The organism is Devosia sp. CAU 1758 (genome assembly GCF_054482695.1).
Window position 1 is genome coordinate 144399 of sequence record NZ_JBTLRJ010000005.1, and the last position, 24249, is coordinate 168647.

Here is a 24249-nt window from a genome sequence, read left to right on the forward strand (position 1 = left end):
TCATGAGCAAAGGCCTTCGCCTCACCTTCGATGACGCCTATCTGCTCGGCGGCGCCCGCACCCCCTTTATCGATTATCGTGGCGCCCTGAGCGACGTCTCGCCTATCGATCTCGGCATCAAGGCGGCCCGCGCCGCGATTCAGAAGACCGGCGTCAAGGCATCGGACATCGGCCACACCATTGCCGGCTCCATGGCCCAGGCCTCATTCGACGCCTATGTCACCCCGCGCCATATCGGGCTCTATGCCGGCGCTCCCATTGAGGCGCCGGCGCATCTGGTGCAGCGCATCTGCGGTACCGGCATCGAGGTCATCGCTCAAGCAGCCGATTCGGTCTCGCTCGGGCGCGTTGACCTCGCGCTGGGCGCAGGGTGTGAATCCATGAGCCGCAATCCCATCGCCGCCTATACCCATCGCAATGGCTTTGCCATGGGCAAGGTGGAGTTCAAGGACTTCCTCTGGGAAGCGCTCTATGACCCGGCCGGCTGCGTCAATATGGGCGACACGGCGGAGAACCTGGCCAAGCAGTACAATATTGGTCGTGAACGGGTGGACCGCTTTGCCGAGCGCAGCTTCAACCGCGCCATTGCCGCCCACGACGGGGGCGTCCTCGCCGAAGAGATCGTGGCGGTGACCAGCGAGGTCTTCGAGATCGAGACGCTGGACAAGCGCGGTATCAAGCTGCCACGCGGGACCGATAGCGTCGATACGGATAGCCACATCCGCCCCTCGCCCTATGACATCCTCGCCAAGCTGCGTCCCGCCTTTGGCGGCGTGCAGACCGGTGGCAATAGCTCCGCCATTGTCGATGGGGCAGGGGCCGTTCTGGTCGCCTCTTCGGCCTATGCCAAGGCCAATGGCCACAAGCCGCTGGCCCGCATTCTGGCCAGTGCCGCCGTCGGCGTGCCGCCGCAGATCATGGGCATCGGCCCGGCCCCGGCCATTCGCGCCGTGCTCGAAACCGCCGGCATGCGGCTGGACCAGATCGGTCGCATCGAGATCAACGAGGCCTTCGGCGCGCAGATCCTGGCCTGCGTCGATGAATTGGGGCTCGATGAGGACAAGCTCAACGTCAATGGCGGCGCCATCGCCATCGGCCATCCGCTCGGCGTCACCGGCATTCGCCTCGGCCTGACCCTGGCGCTTGAACTCAAGCGCTCGGGTGAACGCTATGGCATTGCCTCGGCCTGTATCGGCGGCGGGCAGGGCATTGCCCTCCTCATCGAAAACCCGGAGGCGGCGTGATGGATATTGCGGGCAAGATCGCCTTCGTAACCGGCGGAGCTTCGGGCCTTGGCGCCGCGACGGCGCGGGCGCTGAAAGCCTCCGGCGCCACATTGGGCATTTTCGACCGTGATGCGGCCAAGGGCGAGGCCATTGCCGCCGGACTGGGCGGAAAATTCTTCGCCGTGGACGTATCCGACGCGGCAAGCGCCGAGGCCGCCGTCAGTGCTGCGATTTCTGCGCTGGGCACTCCCTCGGTGCTGGTCAATTGCGCCGGTATCGGCACGGCAGGCCGCATTGTCGGGCGCGACGGCCCCATGCCCCTCGATTCCTTTTCAAAAGTCATCAATGTCAATCTGGTGGGCAGCTTCAACATGATGCGGCTCTGCGCTCATGCCATGTCGCTGGCCGAGCCCGGCACCGATGGCCAGCGCGGGGTGATCATCTCGACCGCCTCGGTGGCCGCCTATGAAGGCCAGATCGGCCAGGCCGCCTATGCCGCCTCCAAGGGCGGCATCGTGTCTCTGACACTGCCCGCGGCGCGCGAATTTTCCCGCTTCGGCATCCGCGTCCTCGCCATCGCGCCGGGCCTGTTCCTGACACCGCTGCTCGAAGGCCTGCCACAGGAGGCGCAGGACAGCCTGGCTGCCGCCATCCCCAATCCCGCCCGCCTTGGCCGCCCCGATGAATTCGCGGCGCTGGTAATGGCCATGGTCGAGAACGACTATCTCAATGGCGAAGTGGTGCGCATCGATGGCGCCCTGCGCATGGCCGCGAAATAGGAGACACCATGTTTTCGCGCACCAGCACTGTGGAGATCCAGTTCGGCGACTGTGACCCGGCCGGCATCGTCTACTATCCCAATTACTTCCGCTTTTTCGACAATGCCGCGGCGGGCCTGCTCTCGGCGGCCTTTGCCATGCACAAGCGCAACTGGCTCGATCATTACGGCATTGCCGGCATTCCCATGGTCGATACCGGGGCGCGCTTCATCAAGCCCTCCAGCTTTGGCGACGTGATCGAGATCAGGAGCGAGATCACCGAGCTGGGCCGCTCCAGCTTCGCTGTCAGCCATAGCGTGTTCAGGGATGGCGAACTAGCCATTGAGGCCCATGAAAAGCGTGTCTGGGTGGTGCGAGGCGAGGGCGGGGCCATCCGGTCAGCGCCGCTCCCGGACGACGTCAGAACCCTGTTGAGCCAGACCGCATGACCAGAATCAAGGATAATCCGATGACCAAGGAACAGGTTCTCGTCGTCAGCCAGAAGGGCGCGATCAGCCATCTGCTGCTTAACCGACCCGAAAAGCGCAATGCGCTCAATGATGACCTGGTCGCGGCGGTCGATGCCTTTTTCGCCGATGTGCCGGCTGAGACCCGCGCCATTGTGGTCAGCGGCACCGGCGGCCATTTTTCGTCCGGGCTCGATCTTTCCCAGCATGTGGCGCGCAGTCCGCTGGACGTCATGGCTCACTCGCGCAACTGGCATCGGGTCATGGCCCGGATTGCCAATTCGCCGGTTCCGGTCATTGCTGCCATGAGTGGCGCGGTCATGGGCGGCGGTCTTGAATTCGGCGCCGCCTGCCATGTGCGCGTCGCCGAGGACAGCGTGCGCTTCCAGATGCCCGAGGGCCTGCGCGGGATCTTTGTCGGCGGCGGTGGCTCGGTGCGGATTTCCCGGCTCATCGGGCCCGACCGCCTGACCGAGATGATGCTGACCGGCCGCACCTATTCGGGTGTTGAGGGCGAACGCCTGGGCCTTGCCCATCACGTCGTGGCAGAGGGCGCAGCCTTGGACAAGGCCTTCGAACTGGCCGGACGCATCGCCAAAAATTCTCCCACCATCAATGGCTTCATCATCCAGGCCATCGCCCAGATCGGGTCCATGCCGCCCGAGGCCGGCCTTTATGCCGAAAGCCTGACGGCGGCGCTGAGCCAGACCGGCCCCGATGCCGAGGAAGGGCTGAAGGCCTTCCTCGAAAAGCGGCCGCCGGTTTTTCGCTAGGGGCAGATGCCATTCTCCCCTCGAGGGGAGAAGGTGGGCGCGCAGCGCCGGATGAGGGGTTCAGCATTGAGGTCCTCCCGCAAGGACTTCACCCCTCACCCCAACCCTCTCCCCTGGAGGGAGGGGGCGAAGGGCCGCTGTTCCGGGTGAACTTAAGAAGCCCGGAATCAGATCAGCCGGTCGAGCAGCTTGAGCAATTGGGCGCGGGCCGCCGGGCCACCCAACCGGTCGACGGTCTCGGCTTCGAGCGCCGCATGCCGGGCCTGGGCAATGACCAGGAACGCCGTGCCCTCAGGCGTAAGGTGCAGGGCATTGGCCCGCTTGTCATGCGCCGAAGGGACACGTTGCACGAGGCCACGCTCCTCCAGCCCATGCACCAGGGTGACGAAATTGGCGCGCTTGATGCCTAGAACCTCGGCAATTTCGGTCTGCTTGCGGCCCGGATTGTCCGCGATCAGCACCAGAACCGAATATTCCGCCGGGCGGAGCTTCAGTTCTTCGAAGATCGCGAGGAATTTCTGGAATACACTGAGCTGGGCGCGTCGCAGGCGATAGCCGATGGCACCCGTGGTCGTGTGGGTGCTCAGGCTCGTCTCGGTCTGGTCGGCTGATGCCGCATCTGGCGTGGGGGAAGGATTGGTCATCGTTTCTCGACCCTAGCGGGACCGATAGCGAAGGCAAGGGTGCCAATCGTGATATATGACGATGTCCGGGGGGAAACTGAGGTCGGCATGAAAACGGGCCTGCGGGTCGATTTCATTCGTTGCGGTTATTGGTTAATCCGAAATTGGCCGCGTTTGATAGGGGATATCGGCCTGGTATATATTCCTCAGGTTATGTGATGGCGGTCATTTGTCATTTTACTTGGCGCCGACCAGTGACTTAAATCGAGGCTGAAGTAGGGGAGGACCTGCGTGTTTAGAGACGAGTCCCTTTTGGGGCGCCTGATCGTGGGCCTGGCGAAATGGCTGGCCGTTGCCGGCGGCCTGGTGCTCATGGCCATGGTGGCCATGATTTGTGTCTCCATCGTGGGGCGCGCCCTGCTTGCCTTCGGCCTCAGGCCGATCACCGGCGATTATGAACTGGTGTCGATCGGCATGGGCTTTGCGGTCTTTGCCTTCATGCCCTGGGCGCATCTGCAGCGCGGGCATGCCCTGGTGGCACTGGTTACCGACAGCCTGGGCATTCGTGCTAATGCCTGGATCCTGGTGATCACCGACCTCATGGTGCTTGTCGCCTCGGTTTTCATCGCCTGGCGGCTCTATCTGGGCATGATGGACAAGTTCGCCTATCGCGAAACCACCCTGTTGCTGCGTTTTCCCCTGAGCTGGGCCTATGCCATGGGCTTTGTCGGAGCGGCGGTGCTGGTTCTGGTCGCAATCTATGTACAGGGCCGGTCCCTCAGCTATGCGCTCAAGGGCGAAGCCGAACCCAAGCGTGCCGGAGCCGAGCTATGACCAATTTGATGCTCGGTTTTCTGGGACTCCCGGCGGTCCTGATCCTGATCTTCCTGCGCGTACCCATCGGCATTGCCATGCTTGCCGTCGGCGTTTTCGGCTCCTTTCTGGTCACGGGCAGTTTCAATCCGGTTTCGGCCCAGTTCAAGAACCTCACCTATTCCACCTTCGCGTCCTATTCGCTTTCGGTGGTGCCGCTGTTCCTGCTGATGGGCCAGTTTGCGACCCTGGGCGGACTTTCGGCGGGCCTCTTCAACGCCGCCGCTGCCTGGCTGGGCCACAGGAAGGGCGGCGTGGCCATGGCCGCCATCGGCGCCAGCGCCGGTTTTGGCGCCATTTGCGGCTCCTCGCTCGCCACCGCGGCGACCATGGGACAGGTGGCGCTGCCCGAGCTCAAGAAATACGGCTATTCGGGCGCGCTTTCGACCGGCGCCGTGGCAGCCGGCGGCACGCTGGGCATTCTCATTCCGCCCTCGATCATCCTGGTGATCTTTGCGGTCCTGACCGAGCAGAACATCGCCAAGCTGTTCATGGGCGCATTCGTGCCGGGCATTCTGGCCGCCATCGGCTATGTCATCGTCATTGCCATCTATGTCCGCGTGCGGCCTGACGCCGGCGGCGTGCGCGAGCGGCTTCCCTATCGCCAGCGCTTCCGGGCGCTGTTCGACACCTGGCCGGTGCTGGTGGTTTTCCTTGCCGTGATCGGCGGCATCTATACCGGCATCTTCACGCCCACCGAGGCGGCAGCCGTCGGCGCCGCCGGCACCTTCCTGATCGCGTTGGCTGCCAGAAGCCTCGATCGCAAGACCATTGTCGAGGCGTGCCTCTCGACGGCCAGCTCGACCGCCATGATCTTCCTGATCGTACTCGGCGCTGCGGCCCTGAACGGGTTCCTGGCCATGTCGCAGGTGCCCCAGGTGATGGCTGCCTGGGTGGGCGAGCAGGGCTTCAACCCCTGGATTGTGATGATCCTGGTGCTGGTCTTCTATCTGGTCATGGGCTGCGTCATGGATTCGCTGTCGATGATCCTGCTCACGGTGCCCATCATCTTTCCGATGATGTCGGTACTCGACTTCGGCCTGACGCCGGACGAGTTCGGCATCTGGTTCGGTATCATCGTGCTGATCGTGGTCGAGGTGGGGCTGATAACGCCACCGGTGGGGATGAACCTGTTCATCATCAATTCCATGTCGCCACAGACCCGACTATCCGAAACCTATCGCGGCGTGCTGCCCTTCGTGGCCAGCGACATCGTCCGCACCGCAATCCTGGTCGCCTTCCCGCCCGTCACCCTGTGGCTGGTCTGGATGCTGTACTAGGAGCGTGATCAGCAAAAGTTGCAGACTTTTGCGGTTCGATCACGCGACAAGGCGAAACCGGAGTTCCATGCCCGCAACGGGGAGATGGAACCCGGTAATGAACCTGCCCAGGCCCGGCACCCCAGGTGCAGGACGCGGGCAATGAACCGGCCAAACCTGGCCATGACGAGGGAGGGATACCCAATGAAGACCAAGACTTTGGTGCTGGGGGCGCTTGCAGCGCTTGCCATGTCCACGAGTGCCTTTGCCCAGGAAGTGACCCTGCGCATCCATCAGATGCTGCCGGCCCAGGCCACCATTCCGGCCCAGGCCATCGAGCCATGGGCTGCCAAGGTGGCCGATGAATCGGGCGGCCGCATCGCCTTCGAACTCTATCCGGCCATGCAGCTCGGTGGCGCGCCGCCGGAACTGTTCGACCAGGCCAAGGACGGCGTGGTGGACATCATCTGGACCGTGCTCGGCTATACGCCCGGTCGGTTCCCCAAGTCTGAAGTGTTCGAGCTGCCGTTCATGACGCCGAATGGCGAAAGGGGTTCGGGCGCTTTCTACAACTACGTCATGGCCAATTCGGCGGAAGAGTTCGCCGGCGTGCATGTCATTGCGCTGCACACCCACGGCCCCGGTCTGTTCCACTCGACCAACCCGATCACGAGCCTGGAAGATCTCCAGGGCATGAAGGTCCGTGGCGGCTCGCGCATCATTTCGAGCATGCTTGCAGAACTGGGTGCCGAGCCTATCGGCATGCCGGTTCCGCAGGTGACCGAGGCCCTCTCCAAGGGCGTGATCGACGCCACCACCATTCCGTGGGAAGTGACGCCGTCGCTGCGTGTGGCTGAACTGGTCAAGAACCATACCGGCTTTACCAGCCAGAATGGTCTTTATACCCAGACCTTCGGCTTCGTCATGAACATGGACAGCTACAACAACCTGCCCGACGACCTGAAGGCGATCATCGATGCCAATTCCGGCCTCGAGACTTCGCGTCAGTTCGGCCGCGTCATGGACAATGGCGACTCCACCGGCCTGTCGATTGCCGTCAATGCCGGCAACAATATCGTTCAGCTCGACGAAGCCGAGACGCAGCGCTGGATCGATGCCGCACAGCCGGTGATCGAGCAGTGGTATGCCGACATGGAAGCGCTGGGCTTTGATGGCCCGGCCCTGCATGAAGCCGCCAAGGCCGCTATCGCCGCCGAATAAGGTGGTCTGAACAAGAGAAGGGCCCGGTCAGGAGATTGACCGGGCCCTTTTTTGTTTTCAAGGCGAAGGGCGCGGGGGGCCATGGCCGGACAACGCGGAGCCGCCCTCGGACTTGATCCGAGGGCCACTGTCCGCCAGCACGACGGTTGCGAAAGGCCCTCGGGTCAGGCCCGAGGGCGGCGCGGTGGTTGGGAAGGGCACGCCGGTCCGTTGGGGTAGGCCCGTCAGGCCGACAGGCCGGTATAGTTTTCCGCCAGGCTCTGCTGGGCTGCCCGCGAGCCCGCCAGATAGTCGAAATCGGCGCGCTGGATGCGGCGGCCAAAGGCGCCGTTCTCCGGGAAGGTGTGGAGAAGGCTCGTCATCCACCAGGAGAAGCGCTCGGCCTTCCAGATGCGGCTCAGTGCCCTGGCCGAATAGAGGTCGAGCCCGACCCCCGAGTGCTCGCCATAATTTTCGATAAAGGCATCGGCCAGCATGGCCACGTCGCTCATGGCAAGGTTGAGGCCCTTGGCGCCGGTCGGCGGCACGATATGGGCCGCATCGCCCGCCAGGAACAGCGCGCCGAAGCGCAGCGGTTCGGCCACGAAACTCCGGAGCGGCGCGATGGATTTTTCGATCGACGGGCCGGTTTGCAGCGCCTCGGCGGTTTCGGCATTGAGGCGCCGGCGCAATTCGTCCCAGAAGCGGCCATCGCTCCAGTTTTCGACCCTCTCGTCCGTTGGCACCTGGACATAATAGCGGCTGCGGATGGTCGAGCGCTGCGAACAGAGGGCAAAGCCGCGCTCGTGATGGGCATAGATCAGTTCATGCGCCACCGGCGGCTTGTCGACCAATACGCCCAGCCAGCCGAAAGGATAGATGCGCTCGAAGGTGGTCAGCGCGTCCGCCGGAACGCTGGCGCGGCTGACCCCGTGATAGCCGTCGCAGCCGGCAATATAGTCGCAGTCGAGCCTGTGGGTGACGCCGTCCTTGACCCAGGAGACCCAGGGCTTGCCGTCGATATCATGGAGCGCGACGTCGTCCGCCTCATAGACGGTCTGACCCTGCCGCGCCTGCATCAGGTCGCGGGTCACTTCGGTCTGGCCATAGACCATGACCTGCTTGCCGACGAGGTCGGTAAAGTCGATGCGCAACCTGTCGCCGTCAAAGGAGAGGTCGGTGCCGTGATGGACGAGGCCCTCGGCATGGAGCCGCTCGGCCACCTGGGCGCGTTCCATCAGGTCGACCGAACCCTGTTCCAAGACGCCCGCCCGAATGCGCCCCAGCACATAATCGGCGCTCTTGCGCTCGATGATGACATTGTCGATGCCGTTGAGATCGAGCAGGCGCCCGAGCATGAGTCCGGCCGGCCCGGCGCCGATAATGGCAATCTGGGTGCGCATGGCTTCCCCCCCTGTTCTTGTTGCGCCTAATGTGCGGTTTCGCGGGCGGGACTGGAATGGACAGGTTGCGCAATTTCTTGCACTATCCGAACATGAATTCCGTCCCCACCTATGCCCTTTACGGCGAGACCGAGAGCGAGCGGCAGCAGGACTGGCTGCATTGGGAAACCATCCAGGCACGCAGCCGCCTGCATGATTATCGCATTGCGCCGCACCGGCATGAGCAATTTTTCCAGGTGCTCTATCTGACAGCGGGCCGCGCCGAGATGACCCTGGACGGGGACCTGCATGTGCTCGAGCCGGACAGCGTCGCGGTGCTGCCGGCCGGAACGGTGCATGGCTATGCCTTCAGCACCGATGTCCGGGGGCTGGTGGTGACGCTGATGGAGCGAGACATCGAGGGGCTTGGCCTGCCCCGGCCCGATGCCATGGTGATCGGGGGGCATTGCGCCGATATTGCCCTGGCGTTGAACCGCCTGACCGCTGAGGCCGACCGCCCTGGTCTCGATCACGACATGAGCATGCGGGCCCACCTCCTACTGCTGCTTGTGGCGCTGCGGCGGGCCATCCCGACCCTGTCACAATCGGCCGCCGCCGGGCGGGCGGGACATTTGGTCGCCGCTTTCCGCGACCATGTCGAACAGCGCTTCCGCCAGACTAGGCGGGTTGCCGACTATGCCGGCGCGGTGGGGGTGAGCCCCACCCATCTCAACCGGCTCTGCCGGCAGGTGCTGGGACGCTCGGCCCTTTCCGTCGTCGAACAGCGCGTGGCCATCGAGGCGCGGCGGCAATTACTGTTTTCCACCCTGCCCATCAAGCAGATCGGCGCCGAACTGGGCTATGAGGACCCGGCCTATTTCTCGCGCTTCATCACCCGCATGTTCGGCGCCTCGCCGGCGGCCCTCAGGGAGCAGATGCGCAGGCGCTAGTGACCCGCATTGCGCAGCCGCTCGGCCACGTTGCGCGCCGCCTGCATAAGACTGGTGGCGGCCAGCGTGGCTGGCGTATCGGTGCGGGTGGTAAAGCCCACCGGCCCGAGAGTCTCGCTGGTATCCACCGGCAGCAGCGTCAACTGACCCTCGGCCACGTCATCGGCCACCACCCCCTCCGAGATGATCCAGATGGCCTCGGTCTGGCGCACATAGGAGCGGCCAAAGGCATTGGAGACCGTCTCGATCTCGTCGCGCAACTGCGTCACGCCATGCGCCAGGAGGATACGGTCCACCAGGGGCCGGATCACGGAATCCGGGGTAGGCATCAGCGTCTGGTATCCCTCGATCAGCCGTAGGTTGAACTCGGCCTCCGCCAGCACCGGGTGGCCCGGCCGCACCGCCAGCACAACGCGCTCGGAATAGAGATGCTCGAAGCTGAGGCCCACCATGGCATTGGGCTCGGCCATGCGGCCAATGACCAGGTCCACATCGCCCGTGCGCAGCAGCGAGAGCAGGTAGCTATTGGGCCCGGTGATGATGCGCGTGGTCACGCCCGAACTGTCGCGGGTAAAGGCACGCACTGCGTCGGGCAGGATGCGGGCGGAAACGGTGGGTAAGGCGCCGACACGCACCATGGCGGCATCATGAGTGCCGCGGGCCGCGTCGATCCCCTGCCGCAGGGCCGCAAGGCTGGTCGAGGCATAGCGGAAGAACACTTCGCCAAACGCGGTCAGCGACAGCCGCCGCCGGGTACGATCGAACAATTGCCCGCCCAGCAGGGCCTCGAGCTCTTGCACCGTCTTGGTGGCCGCCGGCTGGCTGATATTGAGCGCATCGGCCGCCCCGGCCATGGACCTCAAGCGCGCCACCTCAAGGAAGCAGGCAATGTGCCGCAGTCGGATTCGGGGGTCGATAATGCGTTGGGACATGGCACTACTGGTTATGGCACATAGACAATTCGAGCAAAAATGCGCAATTGTTGGGTTGATCGATAACCCATGGATTATGTCATGGCAGAGACATATCATTTTACAGTGACCGCGCCAGCCCCTTAAATCGGGGCCAAGAGGACATCATGAGTTTTGCGCGTATCCACGGCACTTTGCTGCATTATCGCACCTGCGGGCCCCAAGGGGCGCCGGCCCTGGTCTTTGTCAATTCCCTGGGCACCGATGCACGCATCTGGGACGAGGTGATCGCGGATCTGAGCGCGCATTATTTCTGCCTGTCCTATGACAAGCGCGGCCACGGCCTCAGCGATGCGCCCGAGGGCGAATACAGCCTCGACGATCACCTTGCCGACCTCGAAGGCCTGCTCGACCATATTGGCCTCGACCGGGTCGTGGTGATCGGCGTGTCCATTGGTGGTCTCATTGCCCAGGGCATTGCCCTTGAATCCCCGCAGCGCGTGGCCGGGCTGGTGCTGTGCTGTACCGCGCCGCGCATGGGCGACAATGCCATGTGGGATGCCCGCATTGAAACGGCACTGAACCAGGGCCTTTTGCCCATGGCCGATCCGGTGATGGAGCGCTGGTTCAGCCCGGACTTCCGGGGCAACCGCCCGGTGGAACTGGCCGGCTGGCGCAATCTCTTTCTCTCCACCAATCCGCAGGGCTATGCCGGCACCTGTGCCACTCTGCGCGACACGGACCTTTCCGCCGCCATTGCCGATATCCCAGCGCCAACCCTGATCGTGGCTGGGGATGCGGATCTCGCCGCGCCTGTTGAGCTGGTGCGCAACTGCACCGTCATCCCCGGCGCGCGCTTTGAAGTGCTGGCCGGGGTCGGTCACATTCCATCTATCGAACGGCCTGCTGTCCTGGCGGGCCTCATCACCGATTTTCTCAAGGAGGTCGGCCATGGCTGACACGTCATTGTTCGACCGCGGCATGTCGACCCGGCGCGCGGTGCTGGGCGACAGCCATGTCGACAGCGCCACCCGGCGCATGTCCGACTTCGATGCCGATTTCCAGTCCTTCATCACCGAAGGCGCCTGGGGCTCGGTCTGGTCCCGGCCCGGGCTGACAAAGCGCGAGCGCTCGATCATCACCCTGGCGCTGCTGGCGGGGCTCGGGCATGAAGAGGAATTCGCCATGCATGTGCGCGCCACGGTCAATACCGGCGCCAGCGAGGACGATATCAAGGAATTGTTGCTGCACGTGGCCGTCTATGCCGGCGTACCGGCCGCCAACAGCGCCTACAAAATTGCAAAACAGGAATTGGCCAAGCGTCAGGAGGCAGCGCAATGAGCGGCATCATTCTACCCGGAGCCGATGGCATGCTTTTCCAGCGCGACCGCGCCTGGCACCCGGCGGCCGACACCCCCGGCTACAAGTCGACCACCTTCCGCGCGCCCAAGCATAGCCTTCTGGCGCTGGGGCCGACCAAATCGGAATTGACCGGCCCGACCTTCGGACACGAAAAGCTGGGGCCGCTCGATAACGACCTCATCCGCAATTTCAGCCAGGATGGCACCGACGCCATCGGCCAGCGCATGGTGGTCTATGGCCAGGTGCTAGACGAGAATGCCCGCCCCGTGCCCAATACGCTGGTCGAATATTGGCAGGCCAATGCCGGTGGCCGTTATCGCCACAAGAAGGAAGGGTATGTCGCTGCCCTTGACCCCAATTTTGGCGGGTTCGGCCGCTCGATCACCGACGAGAACGGCTTCTATCACTTCCGCACCGTCAAGCCCGGCGCCTATCCCTGGCCCAACAATGGCAATGACTGGCGCCCCGCCCATATCCATTTCTCGGTCTTCGGCCATGCCTTTGCGCAGCGCCTGATCACCCAGATGTATTTCGAGGGCGACCCGATGATCTGGCAATGCCCGATCGTGGCCACCATCAATGACAAGGCCGCTATCGACCAGCTGACGGCCAAGCTCGACCGCCTCAACACCACGCCCATGGATGCGCTGGCCTATCGCTTCGATATCGTGCTGCGCGGCCGTCGCTCGACCATGTTTGAAAACAAGCCGGAGGGGAATTGACATGCTGCATCCCACCCCGATCCTGAAGGAAACCCCGTCCCAGACCGCCGGTCCCTATGTCCATATCGGCATGACGCCGAATTTCTGCGACATCACCGGCGTCATCGACAAGGACCTGGGCAAGACCATGCTCAACGGCGCGGTCGAGGGCGAACGCATTGATATTGTCATCCGCCTCATCGATGGCGCCGGCACCCCGGTGGCCGATGGCGTGACCGAAATCTGGCAGGCCGATGCCAGCGGCAATTTCGTGGGGCCCACGGCGCCGAACTCCAATTCCGTGCCCGCCTTTACCGGCTGGGGCCGCCAACCCGCCGGTAGTGACGGGATCGCCACCTTCGAGACCATCAAGCCCGGCCGCGTGCCCGGCCCCGATGGCAAGCTCATGGCCCCCCATGTCTCGCTCTGGATCGTGGCGCGCGGCGTCAATATCGGCCTCCAGACCCGGCTCTATTTCGCCGACGAGGCCGAGGCCAATGAAGGCGACTTCGTGCTCAACAAGATCATGGACAAGCGCCGCCGCGAAACGCTGATCGCCCGCCGCGAGGACGGTCCGGTGCCGCGCTATGTGCTGGACATCCATCTCCAGGGTGACAAGGAAACAGTGTTCTTCGATATCTGAGGAATGCCCCCACCCTTGATTCCGCCCCGCAAGGTGGACGGATCAAGGGTGGGGTGACCAGCGCCTAGGATGGACCCATGACCCTGCTTTCCGCTCTTGCCGGCGACGCCGAAATCGAAGCCCTGCTGTCGGACGCGGCGCAACTGGCCGCCATGCTGGCGGTCGAAAAGGCGCTGGCCGGGGCGAGCGCCGATGCCGGCTGGATCAGCGACGCGGCGGCCGAGGCGGTCGCTGCTGCCTGCGATGGATTCACCCCCGACTGGCCCGACCTAAAATCCGGCATGGCCCAGGATGGTGTGGTGGTCCCGGCGCTAGTCAGGCAATTGCGGGCCGCCCTCGCCGAACCGCATAGGGCGGCGCTGCATAAAGGCGCCACCAGCCAGGACATCACCGATACCGCCCTGATGCTGCAACTGGCCGGTGTCTTCGACATCTATGAGGCGCGGCTGACCAGTCTATTGGGCAAGCTCGATGCTCTCGCTGCCGAATTCGGCGACAAGGCCTTGATGGCCCATACCCGCATGCAGGTGGCGCTGCCAACGACCTGGGGCGCCAAACTTGCCAGCTGGGCCGAGCCATTGCGGCGCCACCGGCAGGCTCTGGCCGCCATGCGGCGCAGTCTTCTCGTGGTGCAGCTGGGTGGTCCCGTGGGGGGCCGTGAAAGTTTCGAGGGCTATGGCGACGCCATCGCCGCTGCCATGGCGAAACGCCTTGATCTGGGCCTGGCCTCCCCCTGGCAGGCAAATCGCGACCCCATCGTGGCGCTGGGCAATCTGCTCGCATTGATTTCGGGTTCGCTGGGCAAGATCGGCGCCGATGTCACGCTGCTGGCGCAGAACGAAGTCGCTTCCATCCGCCTTGAGGGCGGTGGCGGCTCCTCGGCCATGGCGCACAAGTCCAACCCGGTCAATGCCGAGGTGCTGGTGGCGTTGGCGCGCGCCAATGCCGGGCTTTCGGGCAATCTGGCGCAGGCACTGGTGCACGAAAATGAACGCTCCGGCGCCGCCTGGACCCTCGAATGGCTGACCCTGCCATCCATGCTGGTCAATACCGGCGCCAGCCTCCGCCTGGCCCAAAAGCTGCTCGATCAGCTGCGCATCGCCTAGTTCAGCATCGCCCGCAACTCGGCTTGCACGGCGCGCATCGGCCCGAGATAGAGCCGGGCAAGGGCGCCGATGTCGTCCTGATTTGCCGGCACGCCCACATTGAGCGCCGCCACAATCTTGCTGCGGGCATTGACCACCGGCACGGCAATGGAGCGCAGGCCCAGTTCCACCTCCTGGTCGATCAGCGCAAATCCGTCTGACCGCACCCCGCCCAGAATGACCATGAGCGTTTCCACATCGGTGACGGTGTGACGCGTGCGGGCCACCAGCGGGGAGGCCTCGAGCAGCGCAAGCGCCTCCGCCTCGGGCAGGGCGGCGAGCATGACTCGACCCATCGAGGTGCAGAAGGCCGGCAGGCGCGAGCCGGGCATCAGGGCAATGGACATGACCTTGCGCTGCGCGGCGCGGGCCACATAGACGATATCGGCGCCATCCAGGATCGAGACCGACGAGCTTTCCCCCAGCCGGTCCGACAGCTGGTCGAGCAGGGGCTGCACCATTTGCGGCAGCGGCATGGTGGCAAGGCACGCCGTGCCCAGCCGCAATATGCGCGGCGTCAGCGTGAAATATTTCCCGTCATAATCGGCATAGCCGAGATGGGCGAGCGTCAACAGGCAGCGGCGCGTCGTCGCCCGGTCCAGCCCGGAGCCGACCGAGACTTCGGCAATCGACTGCCGGGGGCGCTCGGCGGTGAAGGTCTCGATGACCGAGAGGCCCTTGGTCAGCCCACCCATGATGTCGCGCTCCAGCATGGCTGGGCCCCCGTTGTGCGATATGTCAACAAATGCAGCATATCGCACAAACCTGATTGCCGGCAAGCCAGCGCCGGGCGTATCTGAAGGCCATGCATTCGGGCACTTGAGAAGGACGGAACGCTGATGGACAAGACAGTCCCCGATCTCCAGACTGCCGTGGCGGGCGTTGAAGACGGCATGGTGGTAATGGTTGGCGGGTTTGGCGGCTCGGGCGCGCCGATCGAGCTCATCCACGCGCTGATCGACCGCTTCAAGGCCAGTGGCAGCCCGAAGAACCTGACTTTGGTCAACAACAATGCCGGCAATGGCCGCATCGGTATCGCCGCCATGATCGATGCCGGCATGGTGGCGAAAATGGTCTGCTCGTTCCCCCGCTCGGCCGATCCGCGCGCTTTCACCGAGAAATATCTGGCCGGCGAAATCGGTCTCGAACTGGTGCCGCAGGGCACCTTGGCCGAGCGCATCCGCGCCGCCGGCGCTGGAATCCCCGCCTTTTACACGCCGGCTAGCTACGGCACCGATGTCGCCAAGGGCAAGCCTGTGGCCGAGTTCGACGGCAAGCATTATGTGCAGGAGCGCTGGCTCAAGGCCGATGTGGCGATCCTCAAGGCCGAACTGGCCGATACGCTGGGCAATCTGACCTATCGCAAGGCGGCGCGCAATTTCTCGCCGCTTATGGCCGCCGCTGCTGCCAGGACGATTGTCCAGGCGACCAAAATTGTCCAGCCCGGGGCAATCGACCCCGAACATGTGGTGACCCCCGGCATTTTCGTCGACGGCATTGTCGAAGTCAGTGACGCCAAGCAGGAAGAAGCCCTGATGCGCGAAGGAGTGGCCTATTCATGAGCACCAAACTTTCCAACGCCCAGATCGCCTGGCGGGCCGCGCAGGACATCGAGGACGGCGCTTATGTCAATCTCGGCATCGGCTTTCCCGAAATGGTCGCCAAGTTCCAGCCGCCGGGCAAGCAGGCCATTTTCCACACCGAGAACGGCGTGCTGAACTTCGGTGAAGCGCCCGCCGAGGGCGAGGAGGACTGGGATCTCATCAATGCCGGCAAGAAGGCGATCACCCTTCGCCCCGGCGCGGCATTTTTCCATCATGCCGACAGTTTCGGCATGGTGCGCGGCGGGCATCTCGATGTAGCGATCTTGGGCACCTATGAAGTGGCCGAGAATGGTGATCTTGCCAATTGGTCGACCGGCCCCAAGGGCGTGCCGGCGGTCGGCGGGGCCATGGACCTGGTGCATGGCGCCAAGCGCGTCGCCGTCATCACCGACCACGTCACCAAGGATGGCAAGCCCAAACTGGTGAAAAAGTGCGCCCTGCCACTGACCGGCGTCGGCTGCGTCACCCGCGTCTATACCAGCCTTGCCGTGCTCGACATCGAGAGCCAGCGCTTCGTGTTACGAGAAAAACTGGCCGGAATGAGCGTCGACGAATTGCAAGCCGTGACCGGGGCCGAGCTGGTCCTGCCCGACACGATCGGCGACCTTGTCGCCCCGGAGTTGTGAGATGACACACGCCTATATCTGCGCCTATACGCGCACACCTATCGGCCGCTTCGGCGGCGCGCTCTCCGCCGTCCGTCCTGACGATCTCGGCGCGATTCCGCTAAAGGCGCTGATGGAGGAGCATACCGGCGTCGATTGGGAAGCCGTCGATGATGTCATTTTCGGCAATGCCAATGGCGCCGGCGAAGACAATCGCAATGTCGCCCGCATGAGTCTCCTGCTGGCCGGAATGCCGGTGGCCGTCACCGGCACTACCATGAACCGCCTTTGCGGTTCGGGCATGGATGCGGTCATCACCGCCGCCCGCGCTATTCGCTCCGGCGAGGCGGAGTTGATGATTGCCGGCGGCACCGAATCCATGTCTCGCGCGCCCTTCGTTCTGCCCAAGGCCGACACCGCCTTTTCGCGCAATGCCGAGATCTACGACACCACCATTGGCTGGCGCTTCGTCAATCCGCAGATGAAGGCGATGCATGGCGTGGATTCCATGCCCGAGACCGGCGAGAACGTGGCGCAGGAATTTGGCGTCAGCCGCGAGGCGCAGGATGCGTTCGCCGTTCGCAGCCAGGACAAGGCCGTCGCTGCCCAGAACAATGGACGCCTCGCAAAGGAGATCACCCCGGTCTCCATCCCGCAGAAAAAGGGGGACCCTCTCCTGGTCGACAAGGATGAGCATCCGCGCGCCGGCACAAGTATGGAAACCCTGGGCAAGCTGCGCCCGCTCTTTCCCAATGGCAGCGTGACGGCCGGCAATGCTTCGGGCGTCAATGACGGGGCGGCGGCGCTGATCATCGCCTCGGAAGCGGCGGTAAAAAAGCATGGCCTGACCCCGATTGCCCGCATCCTGGGCGGCGCGGCAGCCGGTGTGCCGCCGCGCATCATGGGCATGGGTCCGGCACCGGCCAGCAAGAAGCTGATGGCGCGGCTGGGTCTTTCCGAGAACGACTTTGACGTCATCGAACTCAACGAGGCCTTTGCCAGTCAGGGCATTGCCGTCTTGCGCGACCTCGGCATTGCCGAGGACGATCCGCGCGTGAACCCAAATGGCGGCGCCATTGCCCTGGGCCATCCCCTCGGCATGAGCGGCGCTCGTATCACCGGCACCGCGGCGCTCGAACTCAGCCTCTCCGGCAAGCGCCGGGCGCTGGCCACCATGTGCATCGGCGTCGGTCAGGGCATCGCGATTGGGCTTGAGCGGGTCTGACGGCGCGGATTGCTGCGTTGCAGGATTTTGGTGGTACCTGCGCTTGATCGCAATGGCGCAACCGGAATAAATGCCGGCCAAAGGGCCAGCATATGATCACCTGTTTCGATATTGGCGGCACCACTATCAAGGCCGCCACCGCCACCGCCACCGGCCCCAGCACCCTGACCGCCATCGGCCGGGTGCCGACGCCTCGCGATGATTTTTCGGATTTTGCCCAGGCGATTGACGGACTGATCGAGGCAGGCGGCGCCCCTTCGGGTACGCCCGTCTCCATTTCCGTCACCGGCGTGGTCGACCCCGAGACCGGGGTGACCACGGTGGCCAATATCCCCTGTATCGACGGGCGCAATCTGGCCGGTGATCTGGGGGACGTGCTGGGCCGCAAGGTGCTGGTGGCCAATGATGCCGATTGCTTCGTGCTGGCCGAGGCCTTCGCCGGGGCCGGGCGTGGCCATCGCGTGGTGTTTGGCGCCATCCTGGGTACCGGCGTCGGTGGCGGCATTGTTGCCGACGGGCGGATCTTTCGCGGGGCAGGCGGGTTGTCGGGCGAATGGGGCCATGGCACTGCCGTCGCCACCCAGGTTAGCGTGCCGCCGTATGACGTGCCGCATTTTGCCTGCGGCTGCGGGCAGATGGGCTGCGTCGATACCATCGGTGGGGCGCGTGGCATCGAAAAGCTGCATAGGCATATGCATGGGTATGACCTGCCCAGCACGGAAATCATCGCTGGCTGGGAAGCCGGTGGCCCCGCCGCGCGCCAGACAGTTGACCTCTATGTCGAACTGGTTTCGGTGCCGCTGGCGTTGAGCGTCAACATTATCGGCCCCGAAATCATTCCGGTCGGCGGCGGGCTGGGCAATGCCCATGCACTGATCAACCGGCTGGATGTGGCGGTGCGCAGCCGCATCCTGCGCCGGACCGACCGCCCGCTGGTCGTGCCGGCGCGACTGACCGTCGATGCCGGCCTGATCGGGGCCGCGAGCCTCGCCTTTTCCGAGGGTCCGGCATGACCTTGCTCGAGATCTGCGTCGACGATGCCGAAGGACTGGAAGCGGCCATAGCGGGGGGCGCCGATCGGATCGAGCTCTGCTCGGTGCTTGAACTGGGCGGCCTCACGCCGCTGCCGGGGCTGATGGCGCTGGCGGGCCGGTCTCCAGTGCCGGTGCGCGCCATGATCCGCCCGCGCGCCGGCGACTTCGTCTTCGGGCCTGCCGATATCGTCGCCATGCTGGGGGACATTGGAGCGGCCCGCGCGGCGGGTCTGGCGGGCGTGGTGCTCGGGGCCAGCCTTCGCGATGGGCGGCTTGACTTTGAAACCCTCGAACGCCTGGTCGACGCCGCGGGTGAAATGGAAAAGACCTTGCACCGTGCTTTTGACTTGGTGCCTGATATCGCCGAGGCGGTGGAGCAGGCCGTGGCGCTGGGCTTTGATACCGTTCTCACCTCGGGCCGCGCCGCTACGGCGTCGGAAGGCATCGAAGATCTAGCCCGCGCGCATCAACTGGCCGATGGGCGACTGACCATTATGGCCGGCTCGGGTGTCAATGCGGCGACGGCGCCGGCCATCCTGGCCCGGGTAAGGCTCCTGGCTCTGCACGGCGCTTGTGGCGAGCGGGCAACCCCTGACACTGCGCCGGCCGTGCGGCTGGGCTTTGTCAGCGCGCGGCGCAAGACCAGCCGCGATCAGGTGGCGGCACTCAAAGCCGTATTGGCCTGACTATTCCCAGGCCGCCAGCATGGCATCGGCCACGAAATCGAGATGCCGCGCCATGGCGGTGCGGGCCGCCTCGGCCTTGCCGCTGACCATTGCGGACACAATGGCCTCGTGATCGCTCAATATGTGGAGGCGAACCGCGCCGATATCGGCCAGGTGTTGGTGGAAGCGGGTATCCACTTCGCCGCGCCGCGAGGTCCAGAGCCCATCCAGCGTTTCGCGCAATACGGCATTGCCGCAGGCATCGGCCAGCGTCATGTGCAGCATGCGGTCGCTCTCGGATGACCATTGACCCTGGGCCGTTTCGGCCTGCATGCGGCCGATGGTCTGGTTGAGGCATGCCTTGCTCTCCGGCGTCATGTTCTGGCTGGCCAGCGCCGCCGCTTCCGGCTCCAGCAGCCGCCGCACCGCCATGATCTCAAGGGGGGATGCACTGAGCTCGGGCAGGGCCTCTCGCGCGTTCTCGCGCTTGCGCACAAAGGCGCCGACGCCCACCCGCACCTCGACCAGCCCCGCGACTTCGAGCGCAATCAGCGCCTCGCGCACCGTCGGGCGGGAGACGCCCAGACTCAGCGCCAGGTCGCGCTCGGACGGCAATTGCTGCCCGGCCTCAACCGTGCCGCCCAGGATCTGGTCGCGGATCTGGTCGGCAATCTGGATATAGAGTTTGCGGTTGGATACGGCCTGCAGTTTCATCATGCCCTCGTTGATCTCTCATAGCGACGGGCGGGTCATCTGTCCACTGGTCTGACCACTTGACAGCCTGACCGAGATTGACTTACCTCTGGCACACTATTGCAGGATGGGCTTGGAACTGGATGTCGGTCGACGCGCAATGCGTAGCCGCTCGAACTGGCCTGCGGGCAGTATCGGGGCCTGGACCGAATTCTGCAAGCGGCGTGAAATTTATTTCACCTCGGGCAGAGCCACCGTCAGGACTGACGCACGGCCCGATCTCACCTCAGGACATTGCATGACCGACCTTGCCGGAAAAATAGTTCTGATCACCGCCGCTGCCCAGGGCATTGGCCGGGCTTCAGCCGAGGCATTTGCCCGGTCCGGGGCACAAGTGGTCGCCACCGACATCAATGACGCGTTGCTGGCCGAACTCGATGGCACGCCCAATGTAACGACCCGCGTGCTCGACGTTCTCTCCGATGAGGCTGTCCATGCGGCGGTGGCGGAGATCGGCCATATCGACGTGCTGTTCAACTGCGCCGGCGTGGTCCATTCCGGCACGGTGCTGGAGATGAGCGACGCCGATCTCGACTTTGCCCTCAATCTCAATGTCAGGGCGCAGATCCGCACCATCAGGGCGGTGCTGCCGCAAATGCTGGAACGCAGGGACGGGGCCATCATCAATATGGCAACCGTGGCATCCTCGATCAAAGGCGTGCCCAATCGCGCCGCCTATACCATTTCCAAGGCCGCCGTGGTGGGCCTCACCAAATCCATTGCCGCCGATTACACCACCATGGGCATTCGCGTGAACGCCATCTGTCCCGGCACGGTGGATAGCCCGAGTCTCCACCAGCGCTGGCATGCCACCGGCGATTTCGAGGCGGCGAAAAAGGCCTTCATCGCTCGCCAGCCCATCGGTCGCATCGCGCGCCCCGAGGAAGTGGCGGACCTGGCGGTCTATCTCGCTGGCGCCACCTATACGACAGGGCAAGTCCACATCATCGATGGCGGCTGGACGGCCTGAGTAACGAACCGATATGAAGATCGGCTCCCTGACGACACACGACCTGCGCTTCCCCACCTCGGCATCGCTCGATGGCTCGGACGCCATGAATCCTGATCCGGATTATTCCGCCGCCTATGTGGTGCTGGGTACTGACGGCGCGCTAGAAGGCCATGGGCTGACCTTCACCATCGGGCGTGGCAATGAGGTGGTCTGCGCTGCCATTGCCGCGCTCACCGAACGTGTTGTGGGCCTCGATCTCGACTGGATCGCTGAAAACCCCGGCCGTTTCTGGCGCCATGTCACCGGCGACAGCCAATTGCGCTGGATCGGACCGGACAAGGGCGTCATGCATCTGGCGACCGGAGCCGTAGTCAATGCCGTCTGGGACCTCCTGGCCAAGCGGGCCGGCAAACCAGTCTGGCTATATGTCAGCGAGATGAGCCCCGAACAGCTCGTCTCCATCGTGGATTTCCGCTACCTCATCGACGCCATCACGCCCGAGGAAGCGCTCGAGATTTTCCGCCAAGCCGAACTGGGAAAGGCCGACCGCATCGCGCGCCTGCGCGAAGAGGGTTACCCCTGCTACACCACCTCGGCGGGGTGGTTGGGCTATTCCAATGAGAAGCTCACGCGGCTCGCCACCGAGGCGGTAGAAGCCGGTTTCACCCATATCAAGATGAAGGTCGGCCGCGACCTCGATGACGACATTCGCCGCCTCGAGATCGTCCGCGCCATCATGGGCCCTGACCGGTACTTGATGATCGACGCCAACCAGGTCTGGGAAGTCGACCAGGCCATAGACTGGATCAACGCCCTCAAGCGCTTCGACCCCTATTTCATCGAGGAGCCCACCAGCCCCGACGATGTGGAGGGCCATAGGAAAATCCGCGAAGCCATCGCCCCGGTAAAGGTCGCGACCGGCGAAATGTGCCAGAATCGCATTCTCTTCAAGCAGTTCATCACCCGCGACGCCATTGACGTGGTGCAGATCGACGCCTGCCGCATCGGGGGGCTGAATGAAGTACTCTCCGTGCTGCTGATGGCCGCCAAATACGGCAAGCCGGTCTGGCCACATGCCGGGGGCGTCGGCCTCTGCGAATATGTGCAGCACCTATCGATGATCGACTATCTGGCTGTGTCCAGCACCAGGGAGGGCCGCGTGATCGAGTATGTCGACAACCTGCACGAGCATTTCCTCGACCCCTGCGTGATCCGGGGCGCCGCCTATATGCCGCCCGAGCGTGCCGGTTTTTCGATTGAGATGAAGCCGGCTGCGATTGCGGAGAATGTGTTCGAGGAGTAGGGCTCCTAAACCCCGCAGGTCACCCGGCTCCAGTCGCCCAGAATACCCTCAACCATGCTGGCGTCATTGAGCGGCGCCAGGGCCCGCGCGCCGGTGATGATCACCTGCCCGACCTTGAGTGGCATTCCCCGCCCGGCAGCATGGCCCGAAAGCCAGCAGATGGCCTTGAGGATGTCCTCCCAGCTGGCGCCCTTTTCCACCGCATGGGCCGGCTTGCCATCGAGCTCTAGCGTGACCCTCAGCGTCTCGAGACTGCCGATAATGGCGCGGTCCAGCGCCGTGCCGACCACCACCGCACCATTGCTCTGTAGGTCACCCAATTGCAGATTGCGCGGCATGGCATCGCGGTCGGCAAAGGGATTGCCGACCATTTCGATGGCGGGATGGAGGCTGGCAATGGCCGCTTCGACCATCTCGGTCGAGGCCCCCGCCGGCAGGTCGGTACCCAGGCGCACCGCAATCTCGATTTCGGCCAGTATCAACCGGTGGTGCTTGCCATTGAGAAGGTCGGCGGCGGCAAAATAGCGATTGGCCGGAATTGGCGAGCAGAGCGGCGGATCGCCAAGGCCTGCTGCCACCTTCCAGCCGCCCACTGCACCGATCTGGCGGATGATTTCATCCTGCAGCGCATAGACGGCATCGAGGTCTGCCGGCACCTGAGCCTCTGCAACCGTCTCGACAATCTCTCCCCCGTCATGGGCAGCAATCAGCCGCGCGGCGAGGTCGGCAAAGGCATTGGTCATGGCAATTTATCCCGGCAATAAGCGTCAGGCAGCGCCTGTCTCGATCAATTGAATGCCGGCATCTGCGCAGACTTGCCTGATGGAATCTACTTGGCAAATGTCCGTAATGAAGCTGTGGGCCTGGCTGAGATGGCCGATGCGCACCGGAGCGGTGCGGGTGAACTTGGTGGCGTCGGAGACGACGATGACATGGCGGGCATTGGCGATAATCGCCTGCGCCACTTTCACCTCGCGAAAATCGAAATCCATCAACGCGCCGTCCGGGTCTATGGCCGAGACGCCGATCACCGCAAAATCCACCTTGAACTGGCGGATGAAATCCACCGCCGCCTCGCCCACGATGCCGCCATCGGCAGGCCGCACCACCCCGCCGGCAATCACCACCTCGATGCCGGGCACGATGCGCAGGTGATTGGCGACATTGATATTATTGGTGATAACCATGAGGCCCCGGTGGTCCACCAGCGCCTGGCTGACGGCCTCGGTCGTGGTGCCGATATTGATAAAGAGCGAGGCATTGTCCGGGATCAGCGCCGCCGCCGCCCGGCCGATGGCCCGCTTTTCCGCCGGGGCAATCTGGCGCCGCGCTTCATATTCGACATTCTCGACGCCCGAGGGATGCATGGCCCCACCATGGGTGCGCTTCAGCGCCCCGCGGTCGCAAAGGATGTTGAGATCCTTGCGGATGGTCTGCGGCGTGACATCGAAGGCGGCGACCAGTTCATCCACGCTCACCTCGCCCTGCTGGCGGGCCATCTCGACGATCTTCGCCTGTCGCATTGTGGGGGTCATGGGGCTTCACCTGCTTTCGTTTTGTGGTTAAACGAAAGAAAGATGGCGAGGAAGTCAATTTGCTGAAATTTCGGCCTTTGGCCTATATGCTCGCGGTGCTCCTGGGCGTCATTATTGGCGGTGCCATTGCCGTTCAGGCATCCGGTTTGGTTCCGGGGCGCTAACCAGCATCTTTTCACTTTTCGCCGTGGTGCCTGCCTGGGCATTGTTTCTGCCCTCAACCCTGTTTGCTCTGCGCCTTATGGCGCGTCGCAACTGGCATTCAGGCCTGCATCATTGCCTAATGGGCAGCGCTTCTGC

27 protein-coding genes are annotated in these 24249 nt (G+C 63.9%); 20 read left to right on the plus strand and 7 right to left on the minus strand.

Going from position 1 to position 24249, the window contains the following annotated elements:
• Positions 1–2: 2 nt before the first annotated feature.
• The 4 genes from ACXYMS_RS16605 to ACXYMS_RS16620 are packed head-to-tail and all read left to right on the plus strand — an operon-like array spanning position 3 to position 3224.
• The gene (locus tag ACXYMS_RS16605) at positions 3–1244 is read left to right on the plus strand and encodes a thiolase family protein (protein ID WP_458907935.1); all 1242 of its coding nucleotides are present in this window, start codon (positions 3–5) and stop codon (positions 1242–1244) included.
• Positions 1244–2005, plus strand: a complete 762-nt coding sequence (locus ACXYMS_RS16610; RefSeq protein ID WP_458908020.1) for an SDR family NAD(P)-dependent oxidoreductase — start codon at positions 1244–1246, stop codon at positions 2003–2005. Before ACXYMS_RS16605 ends, ACXYMS_RS16610 begins: the two co-directional genes overlap by 1 nt.
• A gap of 8 nt (positions 2006–2013) precedes the next feature.
• Positions 2014–2433 (plus strand): acyl-CoA thioesterase, encoded by a 420-nt coding sequence (locus ACXYMS_RS16615; RefSeq protein ID WP_458907936.1) that lies wholly within the window; start codon positions 2014–2016, stop codon positions 2431–2433.
• Entirely contained in the window at positions 2430–3224 is a 795-nt protein-coding gene (locus tag ACXYMS_RS16620) for a crotonase/enoyl-CoA hydratase family protein (RefSeq protein WP_458907937.1), read from the plus strand. The genes ACXYMS_RS16615 and ACXYMS_RS16620 overlap by 4 nt, the downstream gene beginning before the upstream one ends.
• A 167-nt stretch (positions 3225–3391) precedes the next feature.
• On the opposite strand, the gene ACXYMS_RS16625 is transcribed toward ACXYMS_RS16620, so the two are convergent.
• Positions 3392–3868, minus strand: a complete 477-nt coding sequence (locus ACXYMS_RS16625) for a MarR family winged helix-turn-helix transcriptional regulator (RefSeq protein ID WP_458907938.1) — start codon at positions 3866–3868, stop codon at positions 3392–3394.
• A gap of 270 nt (positions 3869–4138) precedes the next feature.
• On the opposite strand from ACXYMS_RS16625, the gene ACXYMS_RS16630 reads away from it, so the two are divergent.
• From ACXYMS_RS16630 to ACXYMS_RS16640, 3 genes are all read left to right on the plus strand, one after another.
• Positions 4139–4681, plus strand: a complete 543-nt coding sequence (locus ACXYMS_RS16630; protein WP_458907939.1) for a TRAP transporter small permease — start codon at positions 4139–4141, stop codon at positions 4679–4681.
• On the plus strand, positions 4678–6000 hold the full coding sequence (locus ACXYMS_RS16635) for a TRAP transporter large permease (protein WP_458907940.1): 1323 nt from the start codon (positions 4678–4680) through the stop codon (positions 5998–6000). Before ACXYMS_RS16630 ends, ACXYMS_RS16635 begins: the two co-directional genes overlap by 4 nt.
• A 183-nt stretch (positions 6001–6183) precedes the next feature.
• Entirely contained in the window at positions 6184–7200 is a 1017-nt protein-coding gene (locus tag ACXYMS_RS16640; RefSeq protein WP_458907941.1) for a TRAP transporter substrate-binding protein, read from the plus strand.
• Between the two features lie 224 nt (positions 7201–7424).
• Here ACXYMS_RS16640 and pobA read toward each other — a convergent pair whose 3' ends face one another.
• The gene (gene pobA, locus ACXYMS_RS16645) at positions 7425–8582 is read right to left on the minus strand and encodes a 4-hydroxybenzoate 3-monooxygenase (protein WP_458907942.1); all 1158 of its coding nucleotides are present in this window, start codon (positions 8580–8582) and stop codon (positions 7425–7427) included.
• Between the two features lie 65 nt (positions 8583–8647).
• Between pobA and ACXYMS_RS16650 the strand changes: the two genes are divergently transcribed.
• Positions 8648–9511 carry a helix-turn-helix domain-containing protein gene (locus ACXYMS_RS16650; RefSeq protein WP_458907943.1) on the plus strand — a complete coding sequence of 288 codons (864 nt, stop codon included), beginning with the start codon at positions 8648–8650 and terminating at the stop codon, positions 9509–9511.
• On the opposite strand, the gene pcaQ is transcribed toward ACXYMS_RS16650, so the two are convergent.
• Positions 9508–10443 (minus strand): pca operon transcription factor PcaQ, encoded by a 936-nt coding sequence (pcaQ, locus tag ACXYMS_RS16655; protein WP_458907944.1) that lies wholly within the window; start codon positions 10441–10443, stop codon positions 9508–9510. The genes ACXYMS_RS16650 and pcaQ overlap by 4 nt on opposite strands.
• Positions 10444–10589: 146 nt before the next feature.
• Here pcaQ and pcaD point away from each other — a divergent pair, with 146 nt between their 5' ends.
• The 5 genes from pcaD to ACXYMS_RS16680 all read left to right on the plus strand — a co-directional run bounded on the left by pcaD (position 10590) and on the right by ACXYMS_RS16680 (position 14234).
• On the plus strand, positions 10590–11381 hold the full coding sequence (gene pcaD, locus ACXYMS_RS16660; protein WP_458907945.1) for a 3-oxoadipate enol-lactonase: 792 nt from the start codon (positions 10590–10592) through the stop codon (positions 11379–11381).
• Positions 11374–11763 carry a 4-carboxymuconolactone decarboxylase gene (gene pcaC, locus ACXYMS_RS16665; RefSeq protein WP_458907946.1) on the plus strand — a complete coding sequence of 130 codons (390 nt, stop codon included), beginning with the start codon at positions 11374–11376 and terminating at the stop codon, positions 11761–11763. The genes pcaD and pcaC overlap by 8 nt, the downstream gene beginning before the upstream one ends.
• Positions 11760–12506 (plus strand): protocatechuate 3,4-dioxygenase subunit beta, encoded by a 747-nt coding sequence (gene pcaH / locus ACXYMS_RS16670; protein WP_458907947.1) that lies wholly within the window; start codon positions 11760–11762, stop codon positions 12504–12506. Before pcaC ends, pcaH begins: the two co-directional genes overlap by 4 nt.
• A 1-nt stretch (position 12507) precedes the next feature.
• Positions 12508–13128, plus strand: coding sequence for a protocatechuate 3,4-dioxygenase subunit alpha (pcaG, locus tag ACXYMS_RS16675; RefSeq protein WP_458907948.1), 621 nt, complete (start codon positions 12508–12510; stop codon positions 13126–13128).
• A gap of 77 nt (positions 13129–13205) precedes the next feature.
• Positions 13206–14234 (plus strand): 3-carboxy-cis,cis-muconate cycloisomerase, encoded by a 1029-nt coding sequence (locus tag ACXYMS_RS16680; RefSeq protein ID WP_458907949.1) that lies wholly within the window; start codon positions 13206–13208, stop codon positions 14232–14234.
• Here ACXYMS_RS16680 and ACXYMS_RS16685 read toward each other — a convergent pair.
• Positions 14231–14986: an IclR family transcriptional regulator domain-containing protein gene (locus ACXYMS_RS16685; protein ID WP_458907950.1), complete on the minus strand. Its 756-nt coding sequence runs from the start codon at positions 14984–14986 to the stop codon at positions 14231–14233. The genes ACXYMS_RS16680 and ACXYMS_RS16685 overlap by 4 nt on opposite strands.
• Positions 14987–15112: 126 nt before the next feature.
• Here ACXYMS_RS16685 and ACXYMS_RS16690 point away from each other — a divergent pair, with 126 nt between their 5' ends.
• From ACXYMS_RS16690 to ACXYMS_RS16710, 5 genes are all read left to right on the plus strand, one after another.
• On the plus strand, positions 15113–15835 hold the full coding sequence (locus ACXYMS_RS16690; RefSeq protein WP_458907951.1) for a 3-oxoacid CoA-transferase subunit A: 723 nt from the start codon (positions 15113–15115) through the stop codon (positions 15833–15835).
• The gene (locus ACXYMS_RS16695) at positions 15832–16503 is read left to right on the plus strand and encodes a 3-oxoacid CoA-transferase subunit B (RefSeq protein WP_458907952.1); all 672 of its coding nucleotides are present in this window, start codon (positions 15832–15834) and stop codon (positions 16501–16503) included. Before ACXYMS_RS16690 ends, ACXYMS_RS16695 begins: the two co-directional genes overlap by 4 nt.
• Position 16504: 1 nt before the next feature.
• On the plus strand, positions 16505–17707 hold the full coding sequence (gene pcaF, locus ACXYMS_RS16700; protein ID WP_458907953.1) for a 3-oxoadipyl-CoA thiolase: 1203 nt from the start codon (positions 16505–16507) through the stop codon (positions 17705–17707).
• 92 nt (positions 17708–17799) lie between these two features.
• A complete protein-coding gene (locus tag ACXYMS_RS16705) occupies positions 17800–18720 on the plus strand; it encodes an ROK family protein (protein ID WP_458907954.1) in 921 nt (306 codons plus the stop codon).
• Positions 18717–19427 (plus strand): copper homeostasis protein CutC, encoded by a 711-nt coding sequence (locus tag ACXYMS_RS16710; protein WP_458907955.1) that lies wholly within the window; start codon positions 18717–18719, stop codon positions 19425–19427. Before ACXYMS_RS16705 ends, ACXYMS_RS16710 begins: the two co-directional genes overlap by 4 nt.
• Here ACXYMS_RS16710 and ACXYMS_RS16715 read toward each other — a convergent pair whose 3' ends face one another.
• A complete protein-coding gene (locus tag ACXYMS_RS16715; RefSeq protein WP_458907956.1) occupies positions 19428–20120 on the minus strand; it encodes a FadR/GntR family transcriptional regulator in 693 nt (230 codons plus the stop codon). It lies immediately after the preceding gene.
• A gap of 277 nt (positions 20121–20397) precedes the next feature.
• Between ACXYMS_RS16715 and ACXYMS_RS16720 the strand changes: the two genes are divergently transcribed.
• Together ACXYMS_RS16720 and ACXYMS_RS16725 are read left to right on the plus strand one after the other, a co-directional pair.
• Positions 20398–21129: an SDR family oxidoreductase gene (locus ACXYMS_RS16720; protein ID WP_458907957.1), complete on the plus strand. Its 732-nt coding sequence runs from the start codon at positions 20398–20400 to the stop codon at positions 21127–21129.
• A gap of 13 nt (positions 21130–21142) precedes the next feature.
• Positions 21143–22414: an L-fuconate dehydratase gene (locus ACXYMS_RS16725; RefSeq protein ID WP_458907958.1), complete on the plus strand. Its 1272-nt coding sequence runs from the start codon at positions 21143–21145 to the stop codon at positions 22412–22414.
• 5 nt (positions 22415–22419) lie between these two features.
• Here ACXYMS_RS16725 and ACXYMS_RS16730 read toward each other — a convergent pair whose 3' ends face one another.
• Both ACXYMS_RS16730 and ACXYMS_RS16735 read right to left on the minus strand, forming a co-directional pair.
• Positions 22420–23157, minus strand: a complete 738-nt coding sequence (locus ACXYMS_RS16730) for a fumarylacetoacetate hydrolase family protein (protein WP_458907959.1) — start codon at positions 23155–23157, stop codon at positions 22420–22422.
• A 24-nt stretch (positions 23158–23181) separates the two neighbouring features.
• Positions 23182–23949, minus strand: coding sequence for a DeoR/GlpR family DNA-binding transcription regulator (locus ACXYMS_RS16735; protein WP_458907960.1), 768 nt, complete (start codon positions 23947–23949; stop codon positions 23182–23184).
• Between the last annotated feature and the right edge of the window lie 300 nt (positions 23950–24249).

Coding starts and splice junctions, on each gene's coding strand:
- ACXYMS_RS16605 (WP_458907935.1), top strand. CDS start 3: ATGAGCAAAGGCCTTCGCCTCACCTTCGATGACGCCTATCTGCTCGGC.
- ACXYMS_RS16610 (WP_458908020.1), top strand. CDS start 1,244: ATGGATATTGCGGGCAAGATCGCCTTCGTAACCGGCGGAGCTTCGGGC.
- ACXYMS_RS16615 (WP_458907936.1), top strand. CDS start 2,014: ATGTTTTCGCGCACCAGCACTGTGGAGATCCAGTTCGGCGACTGTGAC.
- ACXYMS_RS16620 (WP_458907937.1), top strand. CDS start 2,430: ATGACCAGAATCAAGGATAATCCGATGACCAAGGAACAGGTTCTCGTC.
- ACXYMS_RS16625 (WP_458907938.1), bottom strand. CDS start 3,868: ATGACCAATCCTTCCCCCACGCCAGATGCGGCATCAGCCGACCAGACC.
- ACXYMS_RS16635 (WP_458907940.1), top strand. CDS start 4,678: ATGACCAATTTGATGCTCGGTTTTCTGGGACTCCCGGCGGTCCTGATC.
- ACXYMS_RS16640 (WP_458907941.1), top strand. CDS start 6,184: ATGAAGACCAAGACTTTGGTGCTGGGGGCGCTTGCAGCGCTTGCCATG.
- pobA (WP_458907942.1), bottom strand. CDS start 8,582: ATGCGCACCCAGATTGCCATTATCGGCGCCGGGCCGGCCGGACTCATG.
- pcaQ (WP_458907944.1), bottom strand. CDS start 10,443: ATGTCCCAACGCATTATCGACCCCCGAATCCGACTGCGGCACATTGCC.
- pcaD (WP_458907945.1), top strand. CDS start 10,590: ATGAGTTTTGCGCGTATCCACGGCACTTTGCTGCATTATCGCACCTGC.
- pcaC (WP_458907946.1), top strand. CDS start 11,374: ATGGCTGACACGTCATTGTTCGACCGCGGCATGTCGACCCGGCGCGCG.
- pcaH (WP_458907947.1), top strand. CDS start 11,760: ATGAGCGGCATCATTCTACCCGGAGCCGATGGCATGCTTTTCCAGCGC.
- pcaG (WP_458907948.1), top strand. CDS start 12,508: ATGCTGCATCCCACCCCGATCCTGAAGGAAACCCCGTCCCAGACCGCC.
- ACXYMS_RS16680 (WP_458907949.1), top strand. CDS start 13,206: ATGACCCTGCTTTCCGCTCTTGCCGGCGACGCCGAAATCGAAGCCCTG.
- ACXYMS_RS16685 (WP_458907950.1), bottom strand. CDS start 14,986: ATGCTGGAGCGCGACATCATGGGTGGGCTGACCAAGGGCCTCTCGGTC.
- ACXYMS_RS16690 (WP_458907951.1), top strand. CDS start 15,113: ATGGACAAGACAGTCCCCGATCTCCAGACTGCCGTGGCGGGCGTTGAA.
- ACXYMS_RS16695 (WP_458907952.1), top strand. CDS start 15,832: ATGAGCACCAAACTTTCCAACGCCCAGATCGCCTGGCGGGCCGCGCAG.
- pcaF (WP_458907953.1), top strand. CDS start 16,505: ATGACACACGCCTATATCTGCGCCTATACGCGCACACCTATCGGCCGC.
- ACXYMS_RS16705 (WP_458907954.1), top strand. CDS start 17,800: ATGATCACCTGTTTCGATATTGGCGGCACCACTATCAAGGCCGCCACC.
- ACXYMS_RS16710 (WP_458907955.1), top strand. CDS start 18,717: ATGACCTTGCTCGAGATCTGCGTCGACGATGCCGAAGGACTGGAAGCG.
- ACXYMS_RS16715 (WP_458907956.1), bottom strand. CDS start 20,120: ATGAAACTGCAGGCCGTATCCAACCGCAAACTCTATATCCAGATTGCC.
- ACXYMS_RS16720 (WP_458907957.1), top strand. CDS start 20,398: ATGACCGACCTTGCCGGAAAAATAGTTCTGATCACCGCCGCTGCCCAG.
- ACXYMS_RS16725 (WP_458907958.1), top strand. CDS start 21,143: ATGAAGATCGGCTCCCTGACGACACACGACCTGCGCTTCCCCACCTCG.
- ACXYMS_RS16730 (WP_458907959.1), bottom strand. CDS start 23,157: ATGACCAATGCCTTTGCCGACCTCGCCGCGCGGCTGATTGCTGCCCAT.
- ACXYMS_RS16735 (WP_458907960.1), bottom strand. CDS start 23,949: ATGACCCCCACAATGCGACAGGCGAAGATCGTCGAGATGGCCCGCCAG.